The sequence below is a fragment of the Serratia sp. G204Y genome (assembly GCF_051172435.1).
GTDB classification, from domain to species: Bacteria; Pseudomonadota; Gammaproteobacteria; order Enterobacterales; family Enterobacteriaceae; genus Serratia; species Serratia sarumanii.
Map to the genome: position 1 here is coordinate 161,036 of NZ_JBPIZA010000002.1, position 24,209 is coordinate 185,244.

The following is a 24,209-nucleotide window of genomic DNA, read 5'->3' on the forward strand; positions in this document are numbered from 1 at the left end:
GAAAACGAGAACTTTCACCCGCATTTGCGGATTACATAATGGGAAATGTATGAAGAACTGGAGAACGCTTATTCTCGGATTGGTAGTTTGCGCCAATGCCGCGTTCGCAGCACCCCAAGAAGTGGATAAAGTCGCCGCCGTCGTGGATAACGGCGTGGTACTCGAAAGCGACGTCAACGGTCTGTTGCAGTCCGTGAAGCTCAACGCCCAGCAGGCCGGCCAGCAATTGCCGGACGACAAGACGCTGCGCCATCAGATCATCGAACGCCTGATCATGGATAACATCCAGCTGCAGATGGCCAAGAAAATGGGCATCACCGTGTCCGACGCCGATCTGGACAAGGCGATCGCCAACATCGCCGCGCAAAACAAGATGAGCGTCGATCAGCTGCGCAGCCGCCTGTCGTACGAAGGGTTGAACTACAACACCTACCGTTCGCAGATCCGCAAAGAGATGCTGATCTCCGAAGTGCGTAACAACGAAGTGCGCCGTCGCGTCACCATCCTGCCGCAGGAAGTGGACGCGCTGGCCAAGCAGGTGGGCGCGCAGAACGGCAGCGACACCGAAATGAACATCAGCCACATCCTGATCCCGCTGCCGGAGAATCCGTCGCAGCAGCAGGTCGACAAAGCCGAAGAGCTGGCCAAACGCCTGGTGGGTGAGATCAACAGCGGCGCCGACTTCGGCAAGCTGGCGATCACCTACTCCGCCGATTCTCAGGCGCTGAAAGGCGGCAACATGGGCTGGGGCAAGCTGCAAGAGATCCCGACCCTGTTCGCGGAACGTCTGGTGAGCGCCAAGAAAGGCGACGTCGTCGGCCCAATCCGTTCCGGCGTCGGCTTCCACATCCTGAAAGTGAACGACATCCGCGGCGCCAGCCAGTCGGTGTCGGTCACCGAAGTGCACGCCCGTCACATCCTGCTGAAACCTTCGGTGGTGCTGACCGACGATCAGGCGCGCGCCAAGCTGCAATCCGTGGCGGAAGCGATCAAGAGCGGCCGCGCCAAGTTTGCCGACGAAGCCAAACAGCTGTCGCAGGATCCGGGTTCTGCCATGCAGGGCGGCGATCTGGGCTGGGCTTCCCCGGACATCTACGATCCGGCCTTCCGCGATGCGTTGCTGAAGCTGAGCAAGGGTGAAATCAGCGCGCCGGTCCACTCTTCCTTCGGCTGGCACCTGATTCAGCTGCTGGACACTCGTCAGGTGGATAAGACCGACGCCGCGCAGAAAGATCGCGCTTACCGCATGCTGTTCAACCGTAAATTCGCCGAAGAAGCGCAGACCTGGATGCAGGAACAGCGCGCCCAGGCTTACGTGAAGATCCTCGATGGCAGCGATGCACAGCAATAAACGCGTCGTCATTACCCCCGGCGAACCCGCCGGGGTAGGGCCGGATTTGGTGGCAGCGCTGGCGCAACAGGATTGGCCTGTTGAGCTGGTGGTGTGCGCCGATCCGGCCCTGCTGCTTGAACGCGCCAAGCGTTTGGGCCTGCCGCTGACGCTGCGCGACTACCAGCCGCAGCAACCGGCCGAAGCGCAACGCGCCGGCACGCTGACCGTGCTGCCGGTGCCGCTCGCTCACCCGGTCACCGCCGGGGAGCTGAACGTCAGCAACAGTGCCTACGTGGTGGAAACCCTGGCGCGCGCCTGCGACGGCTGCCTCAACGGCGAATTCGCTGCGCTGATCACCGGCCCGGTGAACAAGGGCGTGATCAACGACGCCGGCGTGCCGTTTATCGGCCATACCGAATTCTTTGCCGATCGCAGCCGCTGCGATCGCGTGGTGATGATGCTCGCGACCGAAGAGCTGCGCGTGGCGCTGGCGACCACCCACCTGCCGCTGCTGGCGGTGCCGGGCGCCATCACGCAACAGAGCCTGTTCGAAGTCATCCGCATCCTCGACCACGATCTGAAAACCAAATTTGGCATCGCCCGGCCGCACATTTACGTCTGCGGCCTGAACCCCCACGCCGGGGAAGGCGGCCATATGGGGCACGAAGAGATAGACACCATCATCCCTGCGCTCGACGCGCTGCGCGCTGAGGGCATCCATCTTGTCGGCCCGCTGCCGGCGGACACCCTGTTCCAGCCCAAATATCTGCAAGATGCCGATGCGGTGCTGGCGATGTATCACGATCAGGGGCTGCCGGTGCTAAAATACCAAGGGTTCGGCCGCGCGGTGAATATCACCCTCGGTTTGCCTTTCATACGCACCTCGGTCGACCACGGTACCGCTCTGGAACTGGCCGGCACCGGCACCGCCGATGTCGGCAGTTTCCAAACGGCCCTGAATCTCGCCATTAAAATGATAATTAATTGTAATGAATAACAGAGTCCACCAAGGGCACTTTGCCCGCAAACGCTTTGGACAAAACTTTTTAACCGATCAGTTTGTCATCGATAGCATTGTCTCCGCCATTCACCCGCAGCCGGGCGAAGCGGTGGTCGAGATCGGCCCCGGCCTCGGCGCCTTGACCGAGCCGGTCGGCGCGCGCATGGACCGCATGACGGTGATCGAACTGGACCGCGATCTGGCCACCCGGCTGGAGAACCACCCGCGGCTGAAAGACAAGTTGACCATCCACCAGCAGGACGCCATGACGGTGAATTTCGCCGAACTGGCCGAGGAAGCTGGCCAACCGCTGCGCGTATTTGGTAACCTGCCGTACAATATTTCGACGCCGCTGATGTTCCACCTTTTCAGCTATACTCAGGCAATCCGCGACATGCACTTTATGTTGCAAAAAGAGGTGGTCAACCGTCTGGTGGCCGGTCCGAACAGCAAGGCCTACGGGCGTTTGACCGTGATGGCGCAGTACTACTGCAACGTCATTCCGGTGCTGGAAGTGCCGCCGACCGCGTTCGCGCCGCCGCCGAAGGTCGATTCCGCCGTGGTGCGTCTGGTGCCGCACAGCGTGCTGCCGAATCCGGTGGGCGACGTGCGCATGCTGAGCCGCATCACCACGCAGGCGTTCAACCAGCGGCGGAAAACCATCCGCAACAGCCTGGGCGACCTGTTCACGCCGGAGCAGCTGACGGAGCTGGGCGTCGATCCTTCGCTCAGAGCAGAAAATATTTCTGTGGCGCAGTACTGCAAGCTGGCGAACTGGCTGTCAGCCAATCCGGCGCCGCAGCAATAAGGAGTTGTTGTCATGATTGATTCGCCCCGCGTGTGTATTCAGGTTCAGAGCATCTATGTGGAATCACAGTCGATCCCTGAAGAAGAGCGTTACGTCTTCGCCTATACCATCACCATCCGCAATCTGGGGCGGACCGACGTGCAGCTGCTGGGCCGTTACTGGCTGATCACCAACAGCAACGGCCGCCAAACCGAAGTTCAGGGCGAAGGCGTGATCGGCGAACAGCCCGTCATTCCGCCCGGCGGAGAGTTTCAGTACACCAGCGGCGCCATTCTGGAAACGCCGCTGGGCACCATGGAAGGCCATTACGAAATGGTTGACCACCAGGGTCAGCCGTTCCGCACCGCTATTCCCGTGTTTCGCTTAGCCATTCCAACGCTGATCCATTAATTATGTCGACATACCTTATCGGCGACGTTCACGGCTGTTTCGATGAACTGAAGTCGCTGCTGGCTCAGGTTGCTTTCGATCCCGAGCGCGATCAACTGTGGCTGACCGGCGATCTGGTGGCGCGCGGCCCCGCCTCGCTGGACGTGCTGCGCTTCGTGCGCTCGCTCGGCCCGGCGGTGCGCATGGTGCTGGGCAACCACGATCTGCACCTGCTGGCGGTTTACGCCGGCATCAGCCGCAACAAACCCAAAGATCGCATCACCCCGCTGTTGGAGGCGCCGGACGCCGACGAGCTGATCAACTGGCTGCGCCGCCAACCGGTGCTGCAGGTGGATGATGAGCAAAAGCTGGTGATGGCGCACGCCGGCATCACCCCGCAGTGGGATATCGACACCGCGAAAATGTGCGCGCGCGAAGTGGAAGCGGTATTAAGCAGCGACAGCTACCCGCTGTTCCTCGACGCCATGTACGGCGATATGCCGAACAACTGGACGCCGGAGCTGAGCGGCCTGGCGCGTCTGCGTTTCAGCACCAATGCGCTGACGCGCATGCGTTATTGCTTCCCCAACGGCCAGCTCGACATGATCTGCAAAGATGCGCCGGGCACCGCACCCGCGCCGCTGAAACCGTGGTTCGAGCTGCCGCGCCTGGTGGATCCGGAATACACCATCGTCTTCGGCCACTGGGCCTCGCTGGAAGGCAAGGGCACGCCGGAAGGCGTGATCGGGCTGGACACAGGCTGCTGCTGGGGCGGCGATCTGACGATGCTACGCTGGGAAGACCGCCGTTACTTCACGCAGCCCGCTAACCGCGGTGAGGCGCCCGACCACGCCGGCAGGCTGGCCGCGTTCTGAAAACATCAAGGCGGCCCTAGGCCGCCTTTGCTCTCTTTACCGCCTTACGCCCCAATCACCCCGCCATCTTCACGCGTGATCATCAACACCGATGAACGCGGGCGCAGGCTGTTGTTTGGGAAGTGCGAATCGCCCTCTTCTCCCGGATGCTGCACGTTGACGAACATCGTCTTGTAGTCCGGGGTGAAGGTGATGCCGGTCAGTTCGCAGGACTTCGGCCCCACCATGAAACGGCGAATTTCGCCGCTGATCGGATCGCCCACCAGCATCTGGTTGTTGCCCTGCCCGGCGTAATCGCCCTTGTTGCTATACTTGCCGTCGGTGAGGATCCACAGACGGCCGGCGCGATCGAAGCCCAGCCCATCCGGGCTGTTGAAGGTATTTTCCGCCGTGATGTTCGGCGTGCCGCGGTTGACGCCTTCCGGATGGGCGATCGGATTGCCGCACAGCGCATAGATGTCCCAGGCGAAGGTGCCGGCGGTGGCGTCGCCGCCCTCGTCCCAGCGAATGATCTGGCCATAGATATTGTTCGGCCGCGGGTTGGCGGCGTTCAGCGGCATCCCTTCCTCGCCGCGCTTGCTGTTGTTGGTCAACGTGCAGTACGCGCGGCCGTCATGCGGGTTCACCGCGATCCACTCCGGGCGATCCATTTTGGTGGCGCCGACCTGCTGCGCCGCCTTGCGGGCGAAGATCAGCACTTCGGCCTCATCGCGGAAGCCGTTCTCCGGCGTCAGGCCGTTCTTGCCGAACTCGAGCGCAATCCAGCGCCCTTTGCCCTTCAGCGGCGTGCCGGCCTCATCGCCGTCGAACTGCGCCACGTACAGCGTCCCTTCGTCCAGCAGCGTGCGATTGTTGGCCGGATTGGCGGCGTCGACCACGCCTTTGGAAACGTACTTATAGATATGTTCACCGCGCTCGTCGTCCCCCATGTACACCACCAAACGGCCATCTTTGGCCACGGTCACCGCCGCGTTCTCGTGCTTGAAGCGGCCCAGCGCGGTGTGCTTGATGGGCGTCGAGGTCGGATTCAGCGGATCGATCTCGACGATCCAGCCGTGGCGGTTGAATTCGTTGGGGTTCTTCGCCACGTCGAAGCGCTCGTCATAGTCCGGCCAGTTGCGCTCCGGTTCGCTGGCCTTCAGCGTGTAGCGTTTCTGTTCCGGCGTGGTTTTGTAATCAGCCTGATGAGTGCCGAAGTAGGTATCGAAGTTTTCTTCGCAGGTCAGGTAGGTGCCCCACGGCGTCTTGCCGTTGGCGCAGTTGCCGAAAGTGCCCAGCACCTTGCGCCCGCTCGGATCGGGGGTGGTCTGCAGCAGCGGGTGCCCGGCGGCCGGGCCGCTGAACTGCATTTCGGTATTGGCGGTGATGCGGCGGTTATAGCGCGACGGGCGCTCCACCTCCCAGCGCTGGCCGTCGCCGACGCGCTTTACCGCCACGATGGAGACGCCGTGCGCCGCCTGCGATTTGCGCACCTCTTCCAGGCTGGTGGCCTTGGCGCCGCCGTGGGCGAACAGGTACTGCTCGTTAACGTATTCGTTATTGATGGCCATCACGCCGTGATTGTCATCGATCGGGAAGAAGCTCATGCCGTCGTTATTGTCGCCGAACTGTTTTTCCTGATCGGCGGCGCTGTTGTTGCCCTGCGGATCGAAGGCCGGCGCGCCGTCTACCAGCGGCTCGCCCCAGGAGATCAGCACCTCGGCGCGGTAGCCCGGCGCGATGGTCACCTCATCGGCGGTAGACGCGGCGATGCCCTGAAAACCCAACAGCTTGTTCGGCGGCAGATCCTCGGCCAACGCCTCACTGGAGACCGACCAGATGCCGCCGCCGAGAAAACCGGCCAGGCCGACGGCGCCGGCGCTGCCGAGCAGCAGTTTGCGGCGAGTGGGATCGATCAGGCGGTCGGCGTCTAATTGCTCAATTTGCTTGGTCATAGCGTGGTTACCTTTTTAGTTATGGCGCCGCGGTCAAGATTCACCAGAGTTGCCATGGCGCTCGGAGTTGGGCTTCATACTAATCAGGTAATGTGACGGAAAGGTTACAAACGACGGACGCAAAAAGGCCGGGGGCGCAATTGCTTGCGCCCCCGGGGAGAGTTGGCTAACGCGCTTAAATCAGCGGCGCTGCAGGATTTCGAAGCAGTAGCTGTGCGAGTTCAGATCGTCGGCGTCGTGGAATTCGCTGAACGTGGTTTCCCACTCGTCCGGCTCGTAATCCGGGAAGTGGGTATCACCGCCGACTTCGGCGTCGATGTGCGTCAGGTACAGGCGATCGGCGCGCGGCAGCAGCTGGGTATAGATGCGCCCACCGCCGATCACCATCACTTCTTCCACCTCGCCCGCGGCGGCCAGCGCTTCATCCAGCGAGGTCACCCAGGTCACCCCGGCGGCATTGCCCGGGCGGCTGCTCAAAACGATATTGTGGCGGCCCGGCAGCGGGCGGCCGATGGACTCGAAGGTCTTGCGGCCCATAATAACCGGCTTATTCAACGTGTTGCGTTTAAACCACGCAAGGTCCGCCGGCAGGTGCCACGGCATGGCGTTTTCCATGCCAATAACGCGATCCGCCGCCAAGGCAGCGATCAGGCTGATAATCATTGTTTAACCCTGTGTAGGCAGCAAAATTGGTGACACTATACGTAAAGGCCTGAGTGCCGTCGATAGGCTAATCAAGCAAGATGAATATATAAGATAGCTCTTATCAGTATATCTAATAACCAACGATCTCCCGCCAGGTCATTTCACACGCCGGGGCGTTTGCGGTACAGCCACAGGCCCGGCAACGACAGGCCGATCGACAATGCGCCAACGATAAAACTGGCCTTGAGGAAGTTGGTGATCATGGTCTCCATCAGGGCTTCGCTGTAGCCCAGATGCGAGATCTCCACCACCGTTATCATCGCGGTATAGGCGGAAATGCCGGGGAACATCGGGATCACCGCCGCCACGGTGAACACCTTCGGATGCGCCAGCAGCCAGCGCGACCAGTAGATGCCGATGATACCGATCAGGATCGCCGCCAGCAGCGAGGCCCACTCGATGTTCATGCCGCCGTGCATCATCAGCATGCGCGAGCCGCGCCCGATAGCCCCGAGCAACGCGCAATAGCGCAGCGCGCGCAGCGGCACGTTGAACACCATGGCGAAGCCCAGCGCCGGCACCGCCGCCAACAGCATCTCCTGCAACAAGGCCCACAGCAGACTCATGACCACCCCCGCAGATCCCACAGCGACATCGCCATCACCACCCCGATGCAGGTCGCCAACGTCAGCAGGCTGGCCATCGCCCAACGCGCCAGCCCGGTATTGACGTGCCCCTTGAACATGTCTGCCACCGCGTTGATCAGCGGGAAGCCCGGCACCAGCAACAGCACGCTGGCGGCCATCGCCACGCTCGAGGTGTCTTTAAACGCCGGCAGGCGCAGCAGCAGTCCGGAGATCGACGTAGCGACAAACGCCGTCAGGCAAAAATTGATCAGCGGATTCATATGGCGGGCGGTGAGGATTTGGCGCACCAGCATCGCCGCGCCGCTGGCGATAAAGGTCACCAGGAAAGCATCGCCGCCGCCGCCGTTGAGCATGCTGAAACACCCGCAGGACAACCCCACCATCAGCACCACCAGCCAGCGCGGGTAACGCAGCGGCCGGATCCTGTCAAAGCGGCGCGCCACGTCGTGCGCATCCGCCAGGCGATGCTCGGCGAGGATCACGATATGCTGCACTTCGGTCACCACCTGCATATTGATGCCGCGATCGACGTTCTTGCGGGTGGTGGTCAGACAGGCGCCTTGGCTGAGGGTGGTCAACACCACCGCATTGGCGGAGATCGAGCTTTCCACGCTGTCCATCCCCAGCGCCAGCCCCAGGCGGGTCGACAGCTGTTCCACCACCGTACTCTCGGCGCCGTGCTGCAACAGCAGCAGCGCGCATTGAATGCACAGGCGGGTAATTTCACGCTGTTGCCGGTGCGGCTCCGGCCGGTCTGTGGCGTTAGTCTGCTGCATGGTGCTCCGTTGCTGGCGGTAGATGAATTATTATCATAGAGCCTAACAATACCTCATTGGGTTGATGCGCATCAGAGGAAGCGGCGTTATTATCGCCAGAACTCTGTCTTTTGCGCGAGACGCTCCCATGCTTGAAACTTCACTGTTCGTCGCCGGCATTGCCGCCCTCGGCATGCTCTCCCCCGGCCCGGATTTTTTCCTGGTGATCAAAAATGCCGCCCGCTATCCGCGGCTGGCCGCCATGATGACCGCCTTCGGCGTGATCTGCGGCGTCGCCACCCACATGTCCTACTGCGTCGCCGGGCTGGCGGTGGTGATCACCACCACGCCGTGGCTGTTTAACCTGCTGAAATACGCCGGGGCGGTCTATCTGGTGTGGATCGGCATCCAGGCGCTGCTTTCGCGCGGCGGCGGCAAGATGAACGTCAGCAATCTGCCGCAGCAGCAGGTCAGCCTGAAGAGCGCCTTTGCGCAAGGCTACCTGTGCAACCTGCTGAACCCGAAGGCCACCCTGTTCTTCCTGGCGGTGTTCACCCAGGTGCTGCAGATCGATTCCGGTCTGGGCGACAAGCTGTGGTACGCGGGGATTATTCTCGGCCTGTCGGTTATCTGGTGGCCGCTGCTGGTGTTCCTGATCCAGAGCGGGCCGGTGCGCCGCGGGTTGGAAAAGACCCAGAAGATCGTCGACAAGCTGCTGGGCGGCATGCTGATCGCCTTGGGCATCAAGGTCGCGCTGAGCTAAGCAAAAGAAGGGGCGCCGATCTGGCGCCCCTACTCTTATCCTTTGGCTTCCACCACCTCGTCCTCCGGCGCCTTGCCGTCGATACTGCCGCGCCAGCCGGTCTGCTGCACCCGCGCCAGCCGATTCTGATCCTGCTCGATGGCCGCGCTGAGCATCTCCTTGGCCCGCTGCAGGCTGGCGATGCGGAACTCGGTGTCCTGATAATTCTCCAGCGTGTCTTCCAGCATCTTCAGGTTATAGCGGCGGAACGTGTCCGCCTTCTCGCGCGCCTCATAGGCGTCCAGCCCCAGCAGCTCCAGCGTTTCACGGCCGACGCGCAGCGAGCTTTCGAAGGTTTCGCGCTCCGGTTTTTCCACCCCTAGCTGCCGCAGCTGATACCAGTGATCGACGTCGCGCGCCCGTGCCACCACCTTCAGATGCGGGAAGTGCTGCCTGGCCAGCTCGGTTAGCGCCAGGCTGTCTTCCACGTCATCGATGGCGTTGATCAGCACCTTGGCGTGGGCGGCGCCAGCGGCCTCCAGCAGATCGGCGCGCGTGGCGTCGCCGTAGAACACCTTGGTGTCGAATTTGCGCAGCGTTTCGATATGGTCCGGATCGTGATCCAGCACCACGGTGTGTACGCCGTTGGCCAGCAGCAAGCGGCCGGCGATCTGGCCGAAACGGCCGAAGCCGGCGATGATCACGCTGGCATTTTCGTCGTCGATGACGTCCGCCGGGCGCTCCTCTTTCGGCGCATTTTTCTCCAGCTGCGCGGCGATCACCAACAGCAGCGGCGTGGCCGCCATCGACAGCGCCACCGCCAGCGTCAGCGACTTGGCCCATTCGACCGGCAGTACGCCGGCCAGCTGCGCGGCGCTGAAGATCACGAAGGCGAATTCACTGCCCTGCCCCAGCAGAATGGCAAACAGGCCGCGCTGGCGCTTCGGCACGCCGAGCAGCGGCCCAATCAGCCACAGCAGCGCCGCCTTGATCAGCATAAAGCCCAGCAGCAGCGAGGCGATCAGCAGCGGGTGATGGAACAGCGTGCCGAAGTCGATCGACATGCCGACGCCGATAAAGAACAGCCCCAGCAGCAGCCCTTTGAACGGCTGAATATCGCTCTCCAGCGCGTGGCGGTATTCCGAGCTCGCCAGCAGCACCCCGGCGAGGAACGCCCCCATCGCCATCGACAGCCCGGCCATCTCCAGCAGGATGCCGAAGCCGAACACCAGGAACAGCGCCACGGCGCTGAACACCTCGCGCATGCCCGAACGGGCGACGAAGTGCAGCAGCGGGCGGGTGACGTAGCGGCCGAGCAGCACCACCATCGTCAACGCGCCCACCACCTTGGCCGCCGACAGCACGAAAGCGCCCAGCGTGGTGGTGGCGCCGCTGCTGGCCAGCAGCGGGATCATCGCCACCAGCGGGATCGCCGCGATATCCTGGAACAGCAGCACCGCAAACGCGCTGCGGCCGATCGGCGACGGCGTCAAATTGCGTTCGCTCATCGCCTGCATGGCAATGGCGGTGGATGAGAGGGCCAGCGTCAGGCCGATCAGCAGCGCCACCTTCCAGTTGAGGCCGAGGAAGTAACAGAAGGCGCTCAACGCCAGGCCGCAGCCCACCATCTGAATGCTGCCGCCGCCGAACACCGAGGCGCGCAGCGTCCACAGCCGCTTGGGATCCAGCTCCAGGCCGATGATAAACAGCATCAGCACCACGCCGATCTCGGCGAAGGTCAGGATCGACTCGGCGTCCGACACCAGCTTCAGCCCCCAGGGGCCAATGATGCAGCCGGCGATCAGGTAGCCGAGCACCGAGCCCAGCCCCAGACGCACCGCGATCGGCACGAACAGCGCGGCGGAGCCGAGGTAGATCAGCCCCTCGATCATCATGTGGTGATTATCCATGGCTGGCCTCCCGAGTTTCCGCTTCGGCATGTTCCATCAGATAGTCGACCAACCGCTGCCGGTAGGCTTCGCCGGCGGCGAGCAGCGCCGGTTCGTTGCAGGTAAAAGTATTATGTACGGCAAAATAGGGTTGCCAGTTCATGCCGCAGTAGATCGCCGTGGCCTGCAGCGGCTGCGCCAGCGCAGCGAAGTTGGGAAAGTCGCCCAGCTCGAAGTGGTGCTCGTCGCCGCCGCTGGTCACCGCCCACAGGCAGTCTTTACCCACCAGCGCGTTGCCGTCGTGGCCGTAGGCCCAGCCGTGCTCCAGCACTTTGTCGATCCACAGCTTCAACAGCGGCGGGAAGCTGTACCACTGCATCGGATGCTGCAGCACTACCAGGTCGGCGCGCTCCAGCGCCCGCTGCTCGGCGTTGATATCGATATTGAAATCGGGGTACAGCTCATACAGCGAGCGCACCTCTACCTCGGGGAGATCCCTCACCGCCTGCAGCAGGCGCTGATTGGCATGCGAATGCCGGGGATACGGGTGAGCGTAAATTATCAGAATCATTGTTATCGTCGTTCCTTCGTTCCTTGCCAATACACCAAGCATATACCAATCACACAGGGTGACAGTTTGGCCACTGATTGATAGCGGAAATTTTTAACGCCTGCCGACAAATTCGCTGAATAAAAAAAGGGCGCTGCATTGAACTGCAGCGCCCCTGGCGTAGTGTTATCGCGCGGTTACTTGCCGATGCGCGCGTGCATTTCCTGCACCGACGTCACCTGCTCGGTCGGATCCGCTTTCAGCGCCATCGCGGTGGCGAAGCCGCCGTTCAACGTGGTGTCGTAGTGCACCTTGTACTGCAGGGCGCTGCGGCGAATCAGCTTGGAGTCCTCAATCGCCTGACGACCGGCCGTGGTGTTGACGATGTAGGTGTACTCGCCGTTTTTGATACGGTCCTGAATGTGCGGACGCCCTTCGTGCACCTTGTTGACCAGGCGCGGGTTGATGCCCGCTTCGCCCAGCACCACCGCGGTGCCGTGGGTGGCGTCCAGCTCGAAGCCTTGCTTCAGCAGGCTGGCGGCCAAATCGACCACGCGAGCCTTGTCGCCTTCACGCACCGACAGCAGCGCGCGGCCCTGTTTCTTCATGCCCGAGTTGCTGCCCAGCATCGCTTTGGAGAAGGCTTCCGCAAAGGTGCGGCCCACGCCCATCACTTCCCCGGTAGAGCGCATTTCCGGCCCCAGAATCGGGTCGACGCCCGGGAATTTGTTGAACGGCAGCACCACTTCTTTCACCGAGTAGTACGGCGGGATAATTTCTTCGGTCACGCCCTGCTCGACCAGCGTTTTGCCCGCCATCACGCGCGCGGCCACCTTGGCCAACGGCACGCCGGTCGCTTTGGAGACGAACGGCACGGTGCGCGCGGCGCGCGGGTTGACTTCAATCAGGTAGACTTCGTTGTCTTTCACCGCGAACTGCACGTTCATCAGGCCGCGTACCTGCAGCTCGAACGCCAGTTTTTCCACCTGGCGACGCATCACGTCCTGAATTTCCTGGCTCAGAGTGTACGCCGGCAGCGAACATGCGGAGTCGCCGGAGTGCACGCCCGCCTGCTCGATGTGCTCCATGATGCCGCCAATCAGCACGCGCTCGCCGTCGCAGATGGCGTCGACGTCCACTTCCACCGCGTCGTCCAGGAAGCGGTCCAGCAGCACCGGCGCATCGTTGGACACGCTGACCGCAGTCTGGAAGTAACGGCGCAGGTCGGTTTCGTCATAGACGATTTCCATCGCCCGGCCGCCCAGCACGTAGGAAGGGCGCACCACCAGCGGATAGCCGATGCCCGCCGCCTTCTCCACCGCCTGCTCGATGGCGGTGACGGTGGCGTTGGCCGGCTGCTTCAGGCCCAGACGGTTAACCGCCTGCTGGAAGCGCTCGCGGTCTTCGGCGCGGTCGATGGCGTCCGGGCTGGTGCCGATGATCGGCACGCCCGCGGCTTCCAGCTCACGCGCCAGCTTCAGCGGGGTCTGGCCGCCGTACTGCACGATCACGCCCTTCGGCTTCTCGATGCGCACGATTTCCAGCACGTCTTCCAGCGTTACCGGCTCGAAATACAGACGGTCGGAGGTGTCGTAGTCGGTGGAGACGGTTTCCGGGTTGCAGTTGACCATGATGGTCTCGTAGCCGTCTTCGCGCAGCGCCAGCGAGGCGTGCACGCAGCAGTAGTCGAACTCGATGCCCTGGCCGATACGGTTCGGCCCGCCGCCCAGCACCATCACTTTCGGCCGGTCGTTGGTCGGGTTGGACTCGCACTCTTCTTCATAGGTGGAGTACATGTAGGCGGTGTCGGTGGCGAATTCCGCCGCGCAGGTATCCACGCGCTTGTACACCGGATGCAGGCCGTGGCTGTGGCGCAGCTTGCGAATTTCGCTCTCGGCGACGCCGGCCAGCTTGGCCAGACGCGCGTCGGCGAAGCCCTTGCGCTTCAGGGTACGCAGGAACGCTTTGTTCAGGCCGTTGATGCCCGCATCGGCCACCTGCTCTTCCAGGCGCACCAGCTCTTCAATCTGCACCAGGAACCAGCGGTCGATGTTGGTCAGGTTGAAGACGCCGTCAACCGACAGACCGGCGCGGAAGGCGTCGGCGATGTACCAGATGCGGTCAGAGCCGGCGTCTTTCAGCTCGCGGCGGATTTTGGTCAGCGCTTCCGGATCGTCCAGGCTCACTTTCGGGTCGAAGCCGGTGGCGCCCACTTCCAGGCCGCGCAGCGCTTTTTGCAGCGACTCCTGCTGGGTGCGGCCGATGGCCATCACTTCGCCGACCGATTTCATCTGGGTGGTCAGACGGTCGTTGGCGCCGGCGAACTTCTCGAAGTTGAAGCGCGGGATCTTGGTCACGACGTAGTCGATGGACGGTTCGAACGATGCCGGGGTGCGGCCGCCGGTGATGTCGTTCATCAGCTCATCGAGGGTGTAACCCACCGCCAGCTTGGCGGCGATCTTGGCGATAGGGAAGCCGGTGGCTTTCGACGCCAGCGCCGAAGAGCGCGACACGCGCGGGTTCATTTCGATAACGATCAGGCGGCCGGTTTTCGGGTTGACCGAGAACTGCACGTTGGAGCCGCCGGTTTCCACGCCGATCTCACGCAGCACCGCCATCGAGGCGTTGCGCATGATTTGGTATTCCTTGTCGGTCAGGGTCTGCGCCGGTGCGACGGTGATCGAGTCGCCGGTGTGGATGCCCATGGCGTCGAAGTTTTCGATGGAGCAGACGATGATGCAGTTGTCGTTCTTATCGCGCACTACCTCCATCTCGTATTCTTTCCAACCGATCAGCGATTCATCGATCAGCAGCTCGTTGGTCGGCGACAGATCCAGGCCACGTTCGCAGATCTCTTCGAACTCTTCGCGGTTGTAGGCGATGCCGCCGCCGGTGCCGCCCATGGTAAAGGAAGGGCGGATGATGCACGGGAAGCCGACGTCAGCGGCGACCGCCAGCGCTTCTTCCATGGTGTGCGCAATGCCGGAACGCGCGGTATCCAGACCGATTTTCTTCATCGCCACGTCGAAACGGCGACGGTCTTCGGCCTTGTCGATCGCATCGGCGGTGGCGCCGATCATGGTCACGCCGAACTCGGCCAGCACGCCCTGACGCTCCAGCTCCAGCGCGCAGTTCAGCGCCGTCTGGCCGCCCATGGTCGGCAGCACCGCATCCGGGCGCTCTTTTTCGATGATCTTGCGCACCACTTCCCAGTGGATCGGCTCGATGTAGGTCGCGTCGGCCATTTCCGGGTCGGTCATGATGGTCGCCGGGTTGGAGTTGACCAGAATGACGCGGTAACCCTCTTCGCGCAGCGCTTTACACGCCTGGGCACCCGAGTAGTCGAACTCACACGCCTGGCCGATAACGATCGGGCCAGCGCCGAGGATCAGGATGCTTTTTATGTCTGTACGTTTTGGCATTTTTTTACTGCTCCTGATTATTTGGCGTTAGAACGGTAAGTCTCAATCAGTTCGATAAAGTGATCGAACAGCGGCGCGGCATCGTGCGGGCCTGGGCTGGCTTCCGGGTGACCCTGGAAGCTGAACGCCGCCTTGTCGGTGCGGTGAATGCCCTGCACCGTGTGGTCGAACAGCGATTTGTGCGTGACGCGCAGGTTCGCCGGCAGGTTGTTTTCATCGACGGCGAAGCCGTGGTTCTGCGCGGTGATCATCACGGTGTTGTTGTCCAGATCCTTCACCGGGTGGTTGCCGCCGTGGTGGCCGAGCTTCATCTTCATGGTTTTCGCCCCGCTGGCCAGCGCCAGCAGCTGGTGGCCCAGGCAGATGCCGAACACCGGGATGTCGGTTTCCAGGAACTGTTTGATGGCGGCGATGGCGTAGTCGCACGGCTCCGGGTCGCCCGGGCCGTTGGACAGGAAGATGCCGTCCGGATTCATTTTCAGCACGTCGTCGGCCGGGGTCTGCGCCGGCACCACGGTCAGGCGGCAGCCGCGATCCACCAGCATGCGCAGGATGTTGCGCTTGGCGCCGTAGTCGTAAGCCACCACGTGGAACGGCAACTCCGCGGCGGTTTTGGCTTCGGGCAGGTCGCCTTCAAGCGTCCAGCTGCCTTGCTGCCAGCTGTAAGCCTCTTGGGTGGTGACCTCTTTCGCCAGATCCATGCCCTTCAACCCCGGGAAACCTTGCGCCTTGGCCAGGGCCAGCGCGGCGTCCGGCGAGTCGGCGGCGATGATGCAGCCGTTCTGGGCGCCCTTCTCGCGCAGCAGGCGGGTTAATTTACGGGTATCGATATCGGCGATCGCCACGATGTTGTGACGCTTGAGGTAGTCGGACAGGCTTTCTTCGTTGCGGTAGTTGCTGGCGATCAGCGGGAGGTCACGAATGACGAGGCCTTGGGCGTGTACTGCGGAGGATTCTTCGTCGGAAGCATTGGTGCCGACATTGCCGATATGAGGATAAGTAAGAGTAACGATCTGGCGGGAATAGGAAGGATCAGTGAGGATTTCTTGATAACCGGTCATCGACGTATTGAAGACCACTTCCCCCACTGCCGTTCCCTCTGCCCCGATGGCCCGACCGTGGAATTGGGTTCCGTCTTCCAGAACCAATAGCGCTGACTTTATCAAAACATCCTCCGAGGAATAATCAATCACAATATTTGCATATTAATTCAGATATCGCGATCTAAATCAATGCAAAAACCGTCCGCGAGGCCAATTTTTGGCAAATTGGGCGCATTTTAATGATGAGTGCCCGGCTTGTCTACCCAAACTGCCGTTTTTTGTTTTATTTTTGCAGTTCTCGGCGCTCATGAGGCTTGAGCGTCGATAAAAACACAGAAAACCGAGGCTAGAAAACGGTTGCGAAGCTGAATGACGGAAAATGGCGCCAGAATGGGCTTAAAAAGACGCTGAAATGGGATCTGGTGGATGAAAACGGAGTGATTAGCGAGATAATCATCGATAAATAACAATCACGACAACAAAAACACACCAACACTTCATTTTTCATGTTAAAAAAAAGGACAATAAATTTATTGTCCGATTATCATAGCATTATGATCAATACAACCACATCACGATGGTATGCAAATCAATTATAATTGGTCCAAATTCAACACGTCGCGCATATCAAACAGACCTTTATCACGGTTATGTAACCAGGAAGCCGCGCGCACCGCGCCGCTGGCAAAAGTCATACGGCTAGAGGCTTTATGGGTGATTTCCACCCGTTCACCGATGTCGGCGAACATCGCGGTGTGCTCGCCAACGATGTCGCCGGCGCGAATGGTGGCAAAGCCGATGCTTTTCGGATCGCGCTCGCCGGTATGGCCTTCGCGCGCATAGACCGCGCAGCTTTTCAGATCGCGCCCCAGCGCGCCGGCGATCGCTTCGCCCATGGCCAACGCCGTGCCCGACGGCGCATCCACTTTGTGGCGGTGGTGCGCCTCAACGATTTCGATATCGGTATAGTCGCCCATCACCTGCGCGGCCTTCTCCAGCAGTTTCAGCACCAGGTTGACGCCGACGCTGAAGTTGGCGGCGAACACGATGCCGATATGCTGCGCCGCATCGCGGATCGCCTGCTTGCCGGCGTCATCGAAGCCGGTAGTGCCAATCACCATCGCCTTGTGGTGCGCCACGCAAAAATCCAGGTAGCCCCGGGTGCTTTCCGGGCGGGTGAAGTCGATCAAAATATCGAACTCGTTCGCCACCTTCTCCAGACTGTCGCTCACCTTGACGCCCAGCGCGCCAATGCCCGCCAGCTCACCGGCGTCGACGCCGATCAGGCTGGAACCCGGGCGCGACAGCGCCGCCCCCAATACCACGCCTTCCGCCTGCTGCACCGCCTGGATCAACTGACGGCCCATCCGGCCACCGGCGCCCGCAATCGCAATGCGGATTTGTGTATCACTCATGCTTGCTCTCTTCTTGATTTGACGCCTATCCTATTAGGCTATCGATTCAGGGTAACCGCCCCGCTTCAGCGTCGCCAGAGGATTCATTTCATAATTAGAAAATTATGATATTCCCCCGCTTTCATCAGCGGCGCTGTCGTGAGATTAACATTCAACCGATTTGGCGGCCTGCGACGATTGTACATAATCATGCAGTTTCCATGGCAAAAAAATGCGGAAAAAAGGCGCCGAAAACGGCGCCTGGGGAAGGAAGAACGGCGAGGTCAGGCGGTAATGGCGGCCACTTCGTTGGCGATCGCCGTCAGCCCGTCGTGGCGGGCATAGTCCTCACGCACCAGCGCCGCACGTTGCCGATAGATCGGCTGCTGCAGAATGCGCGTCGCCGCCGCCAGGATCTGTTCGGCGCTTGGCGTGCTGGTGTGCAGGCTGATGCCGCAGCCAGCGGCCACCACGCGCGCGGCCGCCTCCAGCTTGTCCTCGCCGGTGCCGGCGACGATCAGCGGCACGCCGCTGTCCAGCGCATAGTTGATCGAGCCGTAACCGCCGTTGGTGATCAGCAGCGCCGTCTCCGGCAGCCAGCGTTCGAAGGAGATAAACTCCCGCACTCTGGCATTGCCCGGCAGCGCGTCCATCAGCCCTTCCGTCGCCCGTCCGCCGGTGGTGGCCAGCACCCGCACCGGCAGATGCGCCAGCGCTTGCAGCGTCGGCACGATCAGCTGATGCAGATCGACATTGGCCAGCGTGCCCTGAGACACGATCACCAGCGGCCGACGATCGTCCGCCTCCCACAGCGTCTCTTCCGCCGCTGGCTGGCCGCCGCTGCGCAGCGGGCCGACGAATCGCACGCCGCTCGGCAGATCGTCACGCTCATATTCCAGCGCCGTGGTAGCCAGCTGCAGGAAACGCTCGCAGCCGCCGATCAGCGCGTCGGTGAACGGGCGATCCAGCGCCCGCCCGCCCGCCTGCAGCAGCGCCGCATCGAAGCTCTGCTGCACGTCATCGATCAGCACGCGCGTTTCCTCATCCACCAGTTGCTCACGGGTCAACGCCTGCGGCAGCAGCGCCGGCGGGATACGCGGGCCATAAAAAATAGCATCGCGCGAAGAATACGACAGCGGCGTAACGCCGATACCGAAGACCGGCGGCCGCTCAGCGGACTGCAGCAGCGGCAGCACGCCGTAGAAGCAGTTCTCCACCATCAGCAGATCGGTCTTTTCGGCGGCGATGGCCGCACGCAGCTGCCGATCCAGCAACGGGATCGGCGCGGCGAAGAAATCCTTCAGCGCCAGCGCCATCTGCGCATTGCCCGGCGGCAGCGCGGCGCGCTCGGGGAAGTGCTCTTCCAGGTGGCGGTAATCGAAATCCACCTGCGCGTCGAACGGCACGAAGCTCGCGCCCGCCGCCTCGGCGCGTTCGCGAAACAGCGCGCCGGTCATCACCCGCACCTGATGCCCTTGGGCAATCAGGTGGCGAGCGATGGCTAACATCGGGTAGACGTGCCCCGGAGTGGCGACCGCCGCCATCAGTATCCTTGCCATAATGCTCCTTTACGCTTCTGCGTTGGCCGGCTTCAGCGCCAGATTGGCACACACCGGGTTGCTCTGAATATGCACGCGCTGCAAATGACGCGCGGAACGGGCGGTAAAGCCCTCACGGCCATGCAGCAGCGAGAAGTTGTCCGCCACCACCACGTCGCCCTGTTGCCATTGGTGGGCATAATAGTGACGCGGATCGTACAGGTGCTGCTGCAGAGTGTGGTGGAACTGTTCCTGCTGGTGTTCCGGCACGCCGTGGTATTCCAGCGCATGTTGATTGAGGAATTTTTTTCCTTCCGTCGGCGGTTCATTGTAGCGCATGATTAAGCCCCTGCCGTTCGGGTGCTGCACCACCAGCGGCGAACAGACTTCGCCGCCGTAATGCACCACCTGCTTGATGCGGTAGGTGATCGAGACCGACAGCCACTGATCCAGCAGCGCTTCGTCCGCATTGGCCAACAGCCGCGTGGTGTCGACGAAGGTGGTGCATCCGCCTTCGTCCGGCGACGGCGCCGCCACGCAGTGGAACAGCTGGAACTCGGGGATGGTCGGCTTATACATGCCATCCCAGTGCAGCGGGACGTAGCTGCTGTCGAAGATATGATCCTTGGCGTCCGGATGCTCCTTCACGTCCAGCACCGCGCCGAACGGCCACATCATGATCTCGCCCCACTGCTCAGCGTAGCGAGTCAGAACTTCCGCCTCGCTGAAACCCGAGTCGAATCCGCGCAGCACCAGCAAGTGGTGTTCCTGCGCCAGCGCCCGCAGCGCCGCCACCGGCAGCTCGCCGATCTTTTGCCCCGGATGCTGCGGCGTCAGGATCGCGCCAAACGGGGTATTCGGTTGAATATGGCAATTAAGCGGTTGGTTGTTCATCGGTGATTCTCCTTGCATCGAATGTGCTGCTCACACGGCAACGTGCCATCAAAAACGCGCCCGCCAGGATTTCGGGCGCAAAAGCCCGCCACGGCCTCAGGCCATCTGCGGTTGTTCGATCAGGTAATGGCTCGGCGTGCCGCGGATCTCCACCAGTTCGCCGTCCAGGCTCTGCGCGTCTTTACGCTTCATCAGCACGAACTGGCCGTTCACGTTGGCCGCCACGCCGTGCCACGGCGTCAGCCAGTCGTCTTTGGTCGGCATCATGTGGATGCCCATTTTCAGGCTGTCGGCCGGCTGCGGGTGAATCGACAGGCGGATCGCCGCCGGGAAATGCTGCGCCAGCAGGTTGCCCCAGGCCCAGCTGCGCTGGATCACGCCGCAGGCGCGCTGTTTGGCATCTTTCTGCAGCGCGGCGTTGGAACCGCTGTAGCCCGGCAGCTGGCTGTCTTCATACAGGAAGCGCGTGATGGCGCGGTACAGCAAGAGGCCCTGTTCGTCCTGCATCAGCTGTTGCTTGATCGCCTCTTCCGTTTCGGCATAGCCCTCCACCAACAGCCGGCGCAGCAGATCGTAATCATCGGTATGCTCCGCCAGGCCTTTGACGTCGCCGAGGTTGAACACGCTCAGGTGCGTCGCGCCCACTTCATGCAGCAGGCTTTCAATCTCACGCTGATAGTGGTTGATCGCTTCATCGCTGACGCGGATCAGATCGCCGAACACGTGGCCGTCGGAGCAGATAACGATATGCGCCCCCGGCGGGTAATAGAGTTGAATGCGCTGGCACAGCGAGTTGAGGAAGATCAGCGACAGCCGCTCCGCCATGTCCGGCACCGCGCCGATCACCTTGTTGGTGTTGGGCGACTTGGTGGGAAAGGCCGGCAGCACGAATTCGATACGTTGCTCGTTTTCAATGAATGCCCGAATGCGCGGCAATTGCACCTGAGTGACCCGCCGTTCTTCTTCGGCAATCGAGGTATCGTCGCCGGGGAAGCGGCGGCGGTATTGCAATAATTCACGTAGGATTTTTAACGATATTTCTTCTTTCTGAGCGCTGTCCACAATGAGCTCCTGTTGCGATGTGGCGCGGGTGCATTATTGATAAGCGCAATAAGATTTATCAAAAAGAGAAAAAACTCTGCGAAATAATAATCAGCCCGGCGTTTATGTGCTTCAGGCAATATAGAAGAGATAGTGCTATATTATTAGCCCGTATAATTCACAATCTTGGTTAAGTTGTGCTTAACAAACTATGAGCAATATTTTAAAACGCATGGCCATTTTCTCAAAAGTGGTCGATTGCGGCGCATTCAGCATGGCGGCAAAAGAATTGGGCATGACGACTTCCGCCGTCAGCCAGCATATTCGCCAGTTGGAAGAACATCTGGGCATTCAATTACTGCTGCGCTCGACGCGCTCATTGAGTCTGACCGAAGCCGGATTGTGCTTTTATGAAGATTGCCTGCTGATGATCCACGCCGCCGAACGTGGCCAACAACGGATCGCCGCACTGCGCGGCGAACTGGTCGGTGAGCTGCGCGTCGCCACCTCCACCGAATTCGCCACTCACTATCTGGTGCCGGCGCTGCAAAGTTTTCTCGACGAACATCCCCGTCTCACGCTGCGGCTGGAAATTCACGATGAGAAGATAGATCTCATCACGCAGCGCATCGATCTGGCGATACGCGGCGGCGTGCTGGCCGACTCCAGCTACGTTTCCACGCGGCTGGCGCGCTGCCGCGAAGTGCTGTGCGCCTCGCCGGCCTACCTGGCGCATCACGGCGTGCCGGATTCGCCACAGGCGCTGACGCACCACCAATGGGTCACCTTTACGCCGCTCGGCAACCCGCAGTTTGTCCGCCTGATCCATCGCAACGGCGGTGAACACCGCATGCGTATGACCGGGCGCTTGTTCACCAACAGCGGTATGGCGATGAAGGAGTTGGCGCTGACCGGCAAGGGTATCATTCGCAATTTCTTCGCCAACGTTGAACGTGAATTGCGCAGCGGCGAGCTGATTGAAATATTGCCCGATTGGCGGTTACCGGAAATTAATTGCTATGCCATTATGCCGCGCAGGGAGATCCAGCCATTAAAAGTCAGACGATTGCTTGAACATATGAAACTCTATTTGCAGGAGAAGGGATTAAGCCCCGTAGAACATATTCGGCAGGAATAAAATAAGAAACATCTGCAACATCTATTATTGTAATTATTGTAATCACCTTGCCAACACCGGGCCCCATTTAGATTGCAGCCTAATGATATTTTTATTAATGACTTTTCGCCAGCCTATATAATTAATCACATCGACGTTATTTCAAATACTCAGAATAAATTTGACTTTAGTTAGCAGAAAATTTGAATATGCATGGAATATTATTTTTTTACGCGGCGCGCTTTCCAAAAAAAACGGGAAGCCTAAGCTCCCCGTTGTCATCCGCCGGCGCATGTCAGTCGATCTGACGAACGTCCACGCGCAGCTCTTTAGGCACTTCAAACACGATGTTCTCTTCACGCCCGCTGATTTCATGCACGTCCAGGCCACCCAGCGCTTTCAGGCGAGAGATCACCTCCTGCACCAGCACGTCCGGTGCCGAGGCGCCGGCGGTAACGCCGATATTGCGCGCTTCGCTCAGCCAGCTTTCCTGAATATCCGCCGCCGAGTCGATCAGATAAGCCGGTTTGCCGACGCGCTGCGCCAGTTCCGCCAGACGGTTGGAGTTGGAGGAGTTCTTCGACCCCACCACCAGCACCACGTCCGCATCGCCGGCCAGGTTGCGCACCGCTTCCTGACGGTTGGTGGTGGCGTAGCAGATATCATCCTTACGTGGCCCGATAATTTTCGGGAAACGCTGACGCAAGGCGTCGATCACGTCCGAGGTATCATCCACCGACAGCGTGGTCTGCGTCATGAAGCACAGGTTGTTTTCGTCTTTCACCTGCAGCTTCCACACGTCTTCCGGCGATTCGACCAGGTACATGCCACCCTGCGGGTTGCTGTACTGGCCCATGGTGCCTTCCACCTCCGGGTGCCCGGCGTGGCCGATCAGGATCGCTTCGGTGCCGCGGCGGCTGGCGCGCGCTACTTCCATATGCACCTTGGTCACCAGCGGGCAAGTGGCGTCGAACAGCATGGTCAGATCGCGCGCCTTGGCTTCGGCACGCACCGCCTGAGAAACGCCGTGCGCCGAGAAGATCAGGATAGAGCCGTCCGGCACTTCCGCGATCTCTTCGATAAACACCGCGCCGCGCTCACGCAGGCTGTCGACCACGTAGCGGTTGTGCACCACTTCATGCCGCACGTAGATCGGCGCGCCATACAGCTCCAGCGCGCGTTCCACGATGCTGATCGCACGATCAACCCCGGCGCAGAAGCCGCGCGGGTTAGCCAGCAATATTTGCATGCATCTCCTCCTGCTGCGGATCGATCTCCAGCACTTCGATATCGAAGGTCACCGGATGGCCCGCCAGCGGATGGTTGAAATCGACGGTGATCGAATCTTCTGCCACCGCGCGCACCACGCCCGGCATTTCACTGCCGTCGATGGCGGTAAACAGCATGATGGTGCCCACGTCCGGCACGCCGGTTTCCGCGAAGTCGCGGCGCGAGAAGAACTGAACCAGATCCGGGTTCTCCGCGCCGAACGCCGCTTCCGGCTGCAGGGTAAAGGCGCATTTGTCGCCCGCGCGCAGGCCGAGCAGCTGCGCTTCCAGCGGTGCCGACAGGCTGCCGTCACCCAGGCGGAACAGCGCCGGCTTGCCGCTGCTGCGGGTGGATTCGGCGGTCGAACCGTCTTCCAGTTTCAGCGTAAAGTGAACCAGCACCGCGCTGTCACTGATAACCTGAGCCGTCATATTACTCACCTTTACTCTTTGCGCTTTTGTTCGCCGGCGACAGGAAACCTTCCAGCACGATCATCGCCGCGCCCACGCAGATAAAGCTGTCCGCCAGGTTGAAGGTCGGGTAGTGCCAGTCACCAACGTAGAAGTCGATGAAATCGACTACGAAACCATGCCACAGGCGATCGAACAGATTGCCCAACGCCCCGCCGATGATAAAGGCGTAGGCGATGTTGTTCAGCTTCTGCTGCGCGGTGCTGCGGTACATCATCACCAGCAGCACCGCAACGATGGCGATGGCGATGCCGGCGAAGAACCAGCGCTGCCAGCCGCCATGGTCGGCCAGGAAGCTAAACGCGGCGCCGTAGTTGCGCGCGTAAAACAGGTTGAACGACGGGATCAACGGCTGGGACTGGCCCAGCGTAAAGTTAGCGAGGATCCACTGCTTGCTGCCGAAATCCAGCGCCAGCACCGCCACCACAACCCACAGCCAACGCAGGCCGGTCGAACAAATTGATTTACTCATCA

Annotated in this window: 22 protein-coding genes; 7 read left to right on the forward strand and 15 right to left on the reverse strand. The window is 61.0% G+C overall.

The genetic code is table 11. The features are described 5' to 3' along the window. The first annotated feature begins 49 nt into the window (after nucleotides 1-49). From surA to apaH, 5 genes are read left to right on the forward strand one after another with little or no spacing between them, the layout of a single operon-like run. Nucleotides 50-1,351, forward strand: a complete 1,302-nt coding sequence (gene surA, locus ACSBQQ_RS15165; protein WP_033637077.1) for a peptidylprolyl isomerase SurA — start codon at nucleotides 50-52, stop codon at nucleotides 1,349-1,351. Next, complete coding sequence (gene pdxA, locus ACSBQQ_RS15170) at nucleotides 1,338-2,330, forward strand: 4-hydroxythreonine-4-phosphate dehydrogenase PdxA (RefSeq protein ID WP_039568960.1); 993 nt, start codon at nucleotides 1,338-1,340, stop codon at nucleotides 2,328-2,330. The genes surA and pdxA overlap by 14 nt, the downstream gene beginning before the upstream one ends. Continuing rightward, nucleotides 2,323-3,141 carry a 16S rRNA (adenine(1518)-N(6)/adenine(1519)-N(6))-dimethyltransferase RsmA gene (rsmA, locus tag ACSBQQ_RS15175; protein WP_033637076.1) on the forward strand — a complete coding sequence of 273 codons (819 nt, stop codon included), beginning with the start codon at nucleotides 2,323-2,325 and terminating at the stop codon, nucleotides 3,139-3,141. Before pdxA ends, rsmA begins: the two co-directional genes overlap by 8 nt. A 12-nt stretch (nucleotides 3,142-3,153) precedes the next feature. Further along, nucleotides 3,154-3,531 (forward strand): Co2+/Mg2+ efflux protein ApaG, encoded by a 378-nt coding sequence (apaG, locus tag ACSBQQ_RS15180; protein WP_016929119.1) that lies wholly within the window; start codon nucleotides 3,154-3,156, stop codon nucleotides 3,529-3,531. A 2-nt stretch (nucleotides 3,532-3,533) separates the two neighbouring features. After that, complete coding sequence (apaH, locus tag ACSBQQ_RS15185; protein ID WP_033637075.1) at nucleotides 3,534-4,385, forward strand: bis(5'-nucleosyl)-tetraphosphatase (symmetrical) ApaH; 852 nt, start codon at nucleotides 3,534-3,536, stop codon at nucleotides 4,383-4,385. Between the two features lie 44 nt (nucleotides 4,386-4,429). Here the strand turns inward: apaH and ACSBQQ_RS15190 are convergent, their stop codons facing one another. The 4 genes from ACSBQQ_RS15190 to ACSBQQ_RS15205 all read right to left on the reverse strand — a co-directional run bounded on the left by ACSBQQ_RS15190 (nucleotide 4,430) and on the right by ACSBQQ_RS15205 (nucleotide 8,387). After that, nucleotides 4,430-6,319 carry a PhoX family protein gene (locus ACSBQQ_RS15190; RefSeq protein ID WP_033649169.1) on the reverse strand — a complete coding sequence of 630 codons (1,890 nt, stop codon included), beginning with the start codon at nucleotides 6,317-6,319 and terminating at the stop codon, nucleotides 4,430-4,432. Between the two features lie 180 nt (nucleotides 6,320-6,499). Further along, a complete protein-coding gene (gene folA, locus ACSBQQ_RS15195) occupies nucleotides 6,500-6,982 on the reverse strand; it encodes a type 3 dihydrofolate reductase (protein WP_033637073.1) in 483 nt (160 codons plus the stop codon). Between the two features lie 143 nt (nucleotides 6,983-7,125). Further along, a complete protein-coding gene (locus tag ACSBQQ_RS15200) occupies nucleotides 7,126-7,590 on the reverse strand; it encodes a threonine/serine exporter (RefSeq protein ID WP_033637072.1) in 465 nt (154 codons plus the stop codon). Continuing rightward, a complete protein-coding gene (locus ACSBQQ_RS15205) occupies nucleotides 7,587-8,387 on the reverse strand; it encodes a threonine/serine ThrE exporter family protein (protein ID WP_049196024.1) in 801 nt (266 codons plus the stop codon). Before ACSBQQ_RS15205 ends, ACSBQQ_RS15200 begins: the two co-directional genes overlap by 4 nt. 127 nt (nucleotides 8,388-8,514) lie before the next feature. On the opposite strand from ACSBQQ_RS15205, the gene ACSBQQ_RS15210 reads away from it, so the two are divergent. Beyond that, nucleotides 8,515-9,129 (forward strand): LysE family translocator, encoded by a 615-nt coding sequence (locus ACSBQQ_RS15210; protein WP_015376619.1) that lies wholly within the window; start codon nucleotides 8,515-8,517, stop codon nucleotides 9,127-9,129. Nucleotides 9,130-9,164: 35 nt separating this feature from the next. Here the strand turns inward: ACSBQQ_RS15210 and kefC are convergent, their stop codons facing one another. From kefC to pvcA, 8 genes are all read right to left on the reverse strand, one after another. Continuing rightward, nucleotides 9,165-11,018, reverse strand: coding sequence for a glutathione-regulated potassium-efflux system protein KefC (gene kefC / locus ACSBQQ_RS15215; RefSeq protein WP_033637070.1), 1,854 nt, complete (start codon nucleotides 11,016-11,018; stop codon nucleotides 9,165-9,167). Beyond that, the gene (kefF, locus tag ACSBQQ_RS15220; protein ID WP_033637069.1) at nucleotides 11,011-11,568 is read right to left on the reverse strand and encodes a glutathione-regulated potassium-efflux system oxidoreductase KefF; all 558 of its coding nucleotides are present in this window, start codon (nucleotides 11,566-11,568) and stop codon (nucleotides 11,011-11,013) included. The genes kefC and kefF overlap by 8 nt, the downstream gene beginning before the upstream one ends. A gap of 176 nt (nucleotides 11,569-11,744) precedes the next feature. After that, complete coding sequence (carB, locus tag ACSBQQ_RS15225) at nucleotides 11,745-14,969, reverse strand: carbamoyl-phosphate synthase large subunit (protein WP_060428667.1); 3,225 nt, start codon at nucleotides 14,967-14,969, stop codon at nucleotides 11,745-11,747. A gap of 17 nt (nucleotides 14,970-14,986) precedes the next feature. Next, a complete protein-coding gene (gene carA / locus ACSBQQ_RS15230; RefSeq protein WP_071883765.1) occupies nucleotides 14,987-16,135 on the reverse strand; it encodes a glutamine-hydrolyzing carbamoyl-phosphate synthase small subunit in 1,149 nt (382 codons plus the stop codon). Between the two features lie 470 nt (nucleotides 16,136-16,605). Continuing rightward, nucleotides 16,606-17,427, reverse strand: coding sequence for a 4-hydroxy-tetrahydrodipicolinate reductase (gene dapB / locus ACSBQQ_RS15235; protein WP_033649157.1), 822 nt, complete (start codon nucleotides 17,425-17,427; stop codon nucleotides 16,606-16,608). 263 nt (nucleotides 17,428-17,690) lie between these two features. Next, nucleotides 17,691-18,950, reverse strand: a complete 1,260-nt coding sequence (locus ACSBQQ_RS15240) for a glycosyltransferase (protein WP_033649155.1) — start codon at nucleotides 18,948-18,950, stop codon at nucleotides 17,691-17,693. A gap of 24 nt (nucleotides 18,951-18,974) precedes the next feature. Further along, a complete protein-coding gene (locus ACSBQQ_RS15245) occupies nucleotides 18,975-19,838 on the reverse strand; it encodes a TauD/TfdA dioxygenase family protein (protein WP_033649154.1) in 864 nt (287 codons plus the stop codon). 96 nt (nucleotides 19,839-19,934) lie between these two features. After that, nucleotides 19,935-20,900 (reverse strand): L-tyrosine isonitrile synthase, encoded by a 966-nt coding sequence (pvcA, locus tag ACSBQQ_RS15250; RefSeq protein WP_033649152.1) that lies wholly within the window; start codon nucleotides 20,898-20,900, stop codon nucleotides 19,935-19,937. 211 nt (nucleotides 20,901-21,111) lie between these two features. Here pvcA and ACSBQQ_RS15255 point away from each other — a divergent pair, with 211 nt between their 5' ends. After that, on the forward strand, nucleotides 21,112-22,017 hold the full coding sequence (locus ACSBQQ_RS15255) for a LysR family transcriptional regulator (protein WP_223182365.1): 906 nt from the start codon (nucleotides 21,112-21,114) through the stop codon (nucleotides 22,015-22,017). 274 nt (nucleotides 22,018-22,291) lie between these two features. Here ACSBQQ_RS15255 and ispH read toward each other — a convergent pair whose 3' ends face one another. Genes ispH through lspA form a run of 3 tightly spaced genes read right to left on the reverse strand, consistent with a single transcriptional unit; the run spans nucleotide 22,292 to nucleotide 24,207 of the window. Then, the gene (ispH, locus tag ACSBQQ_RS15260) at nucleotides 22,292-23,245 is read right to left on the reverse strand and encodes a 4-hydroxy-3-methylbut-2-enyl diphosphate reductase (RefSeq protein WP_033637058.1); all 954 of its coding nucleotides are present in this window, start codon (nucleotides 23,243-23,245) and stop codon (nucleotides 22,292-22,294) included. After that, a complete protein-coding gene (gene fkpB / locus ACSBQQ_RS15265; RefSeq protein WP_033637057.1) occupies nucleotides 23,226-23,696 on the reverse strand; it encodes an FKBP-type peptidyl-prolyl cis-trans isomerase in 471 nt (156 codons plus the stop codon). The genes ispH and fkpB overlap by 20 nt, the downstream gene beginning before the upstream one ends. A 1-nt stretch (nucleotide 23,697) precedes the next feature. Beyond that, nucleotides 23,698-24,207: a signal peptidase II gene (gene lspA / locus ACSBQQ_RS15270; protein ID WP_033637056.1), complete on the reverse strand. Its 510-nt coding sequence runs from the start codon at nucleotides 24,205-24,207 to the stop codon at nucleotides 23,698-23,700. Nucleotides 24,208-24,209 lie beyond the last annotated feature (2 nt).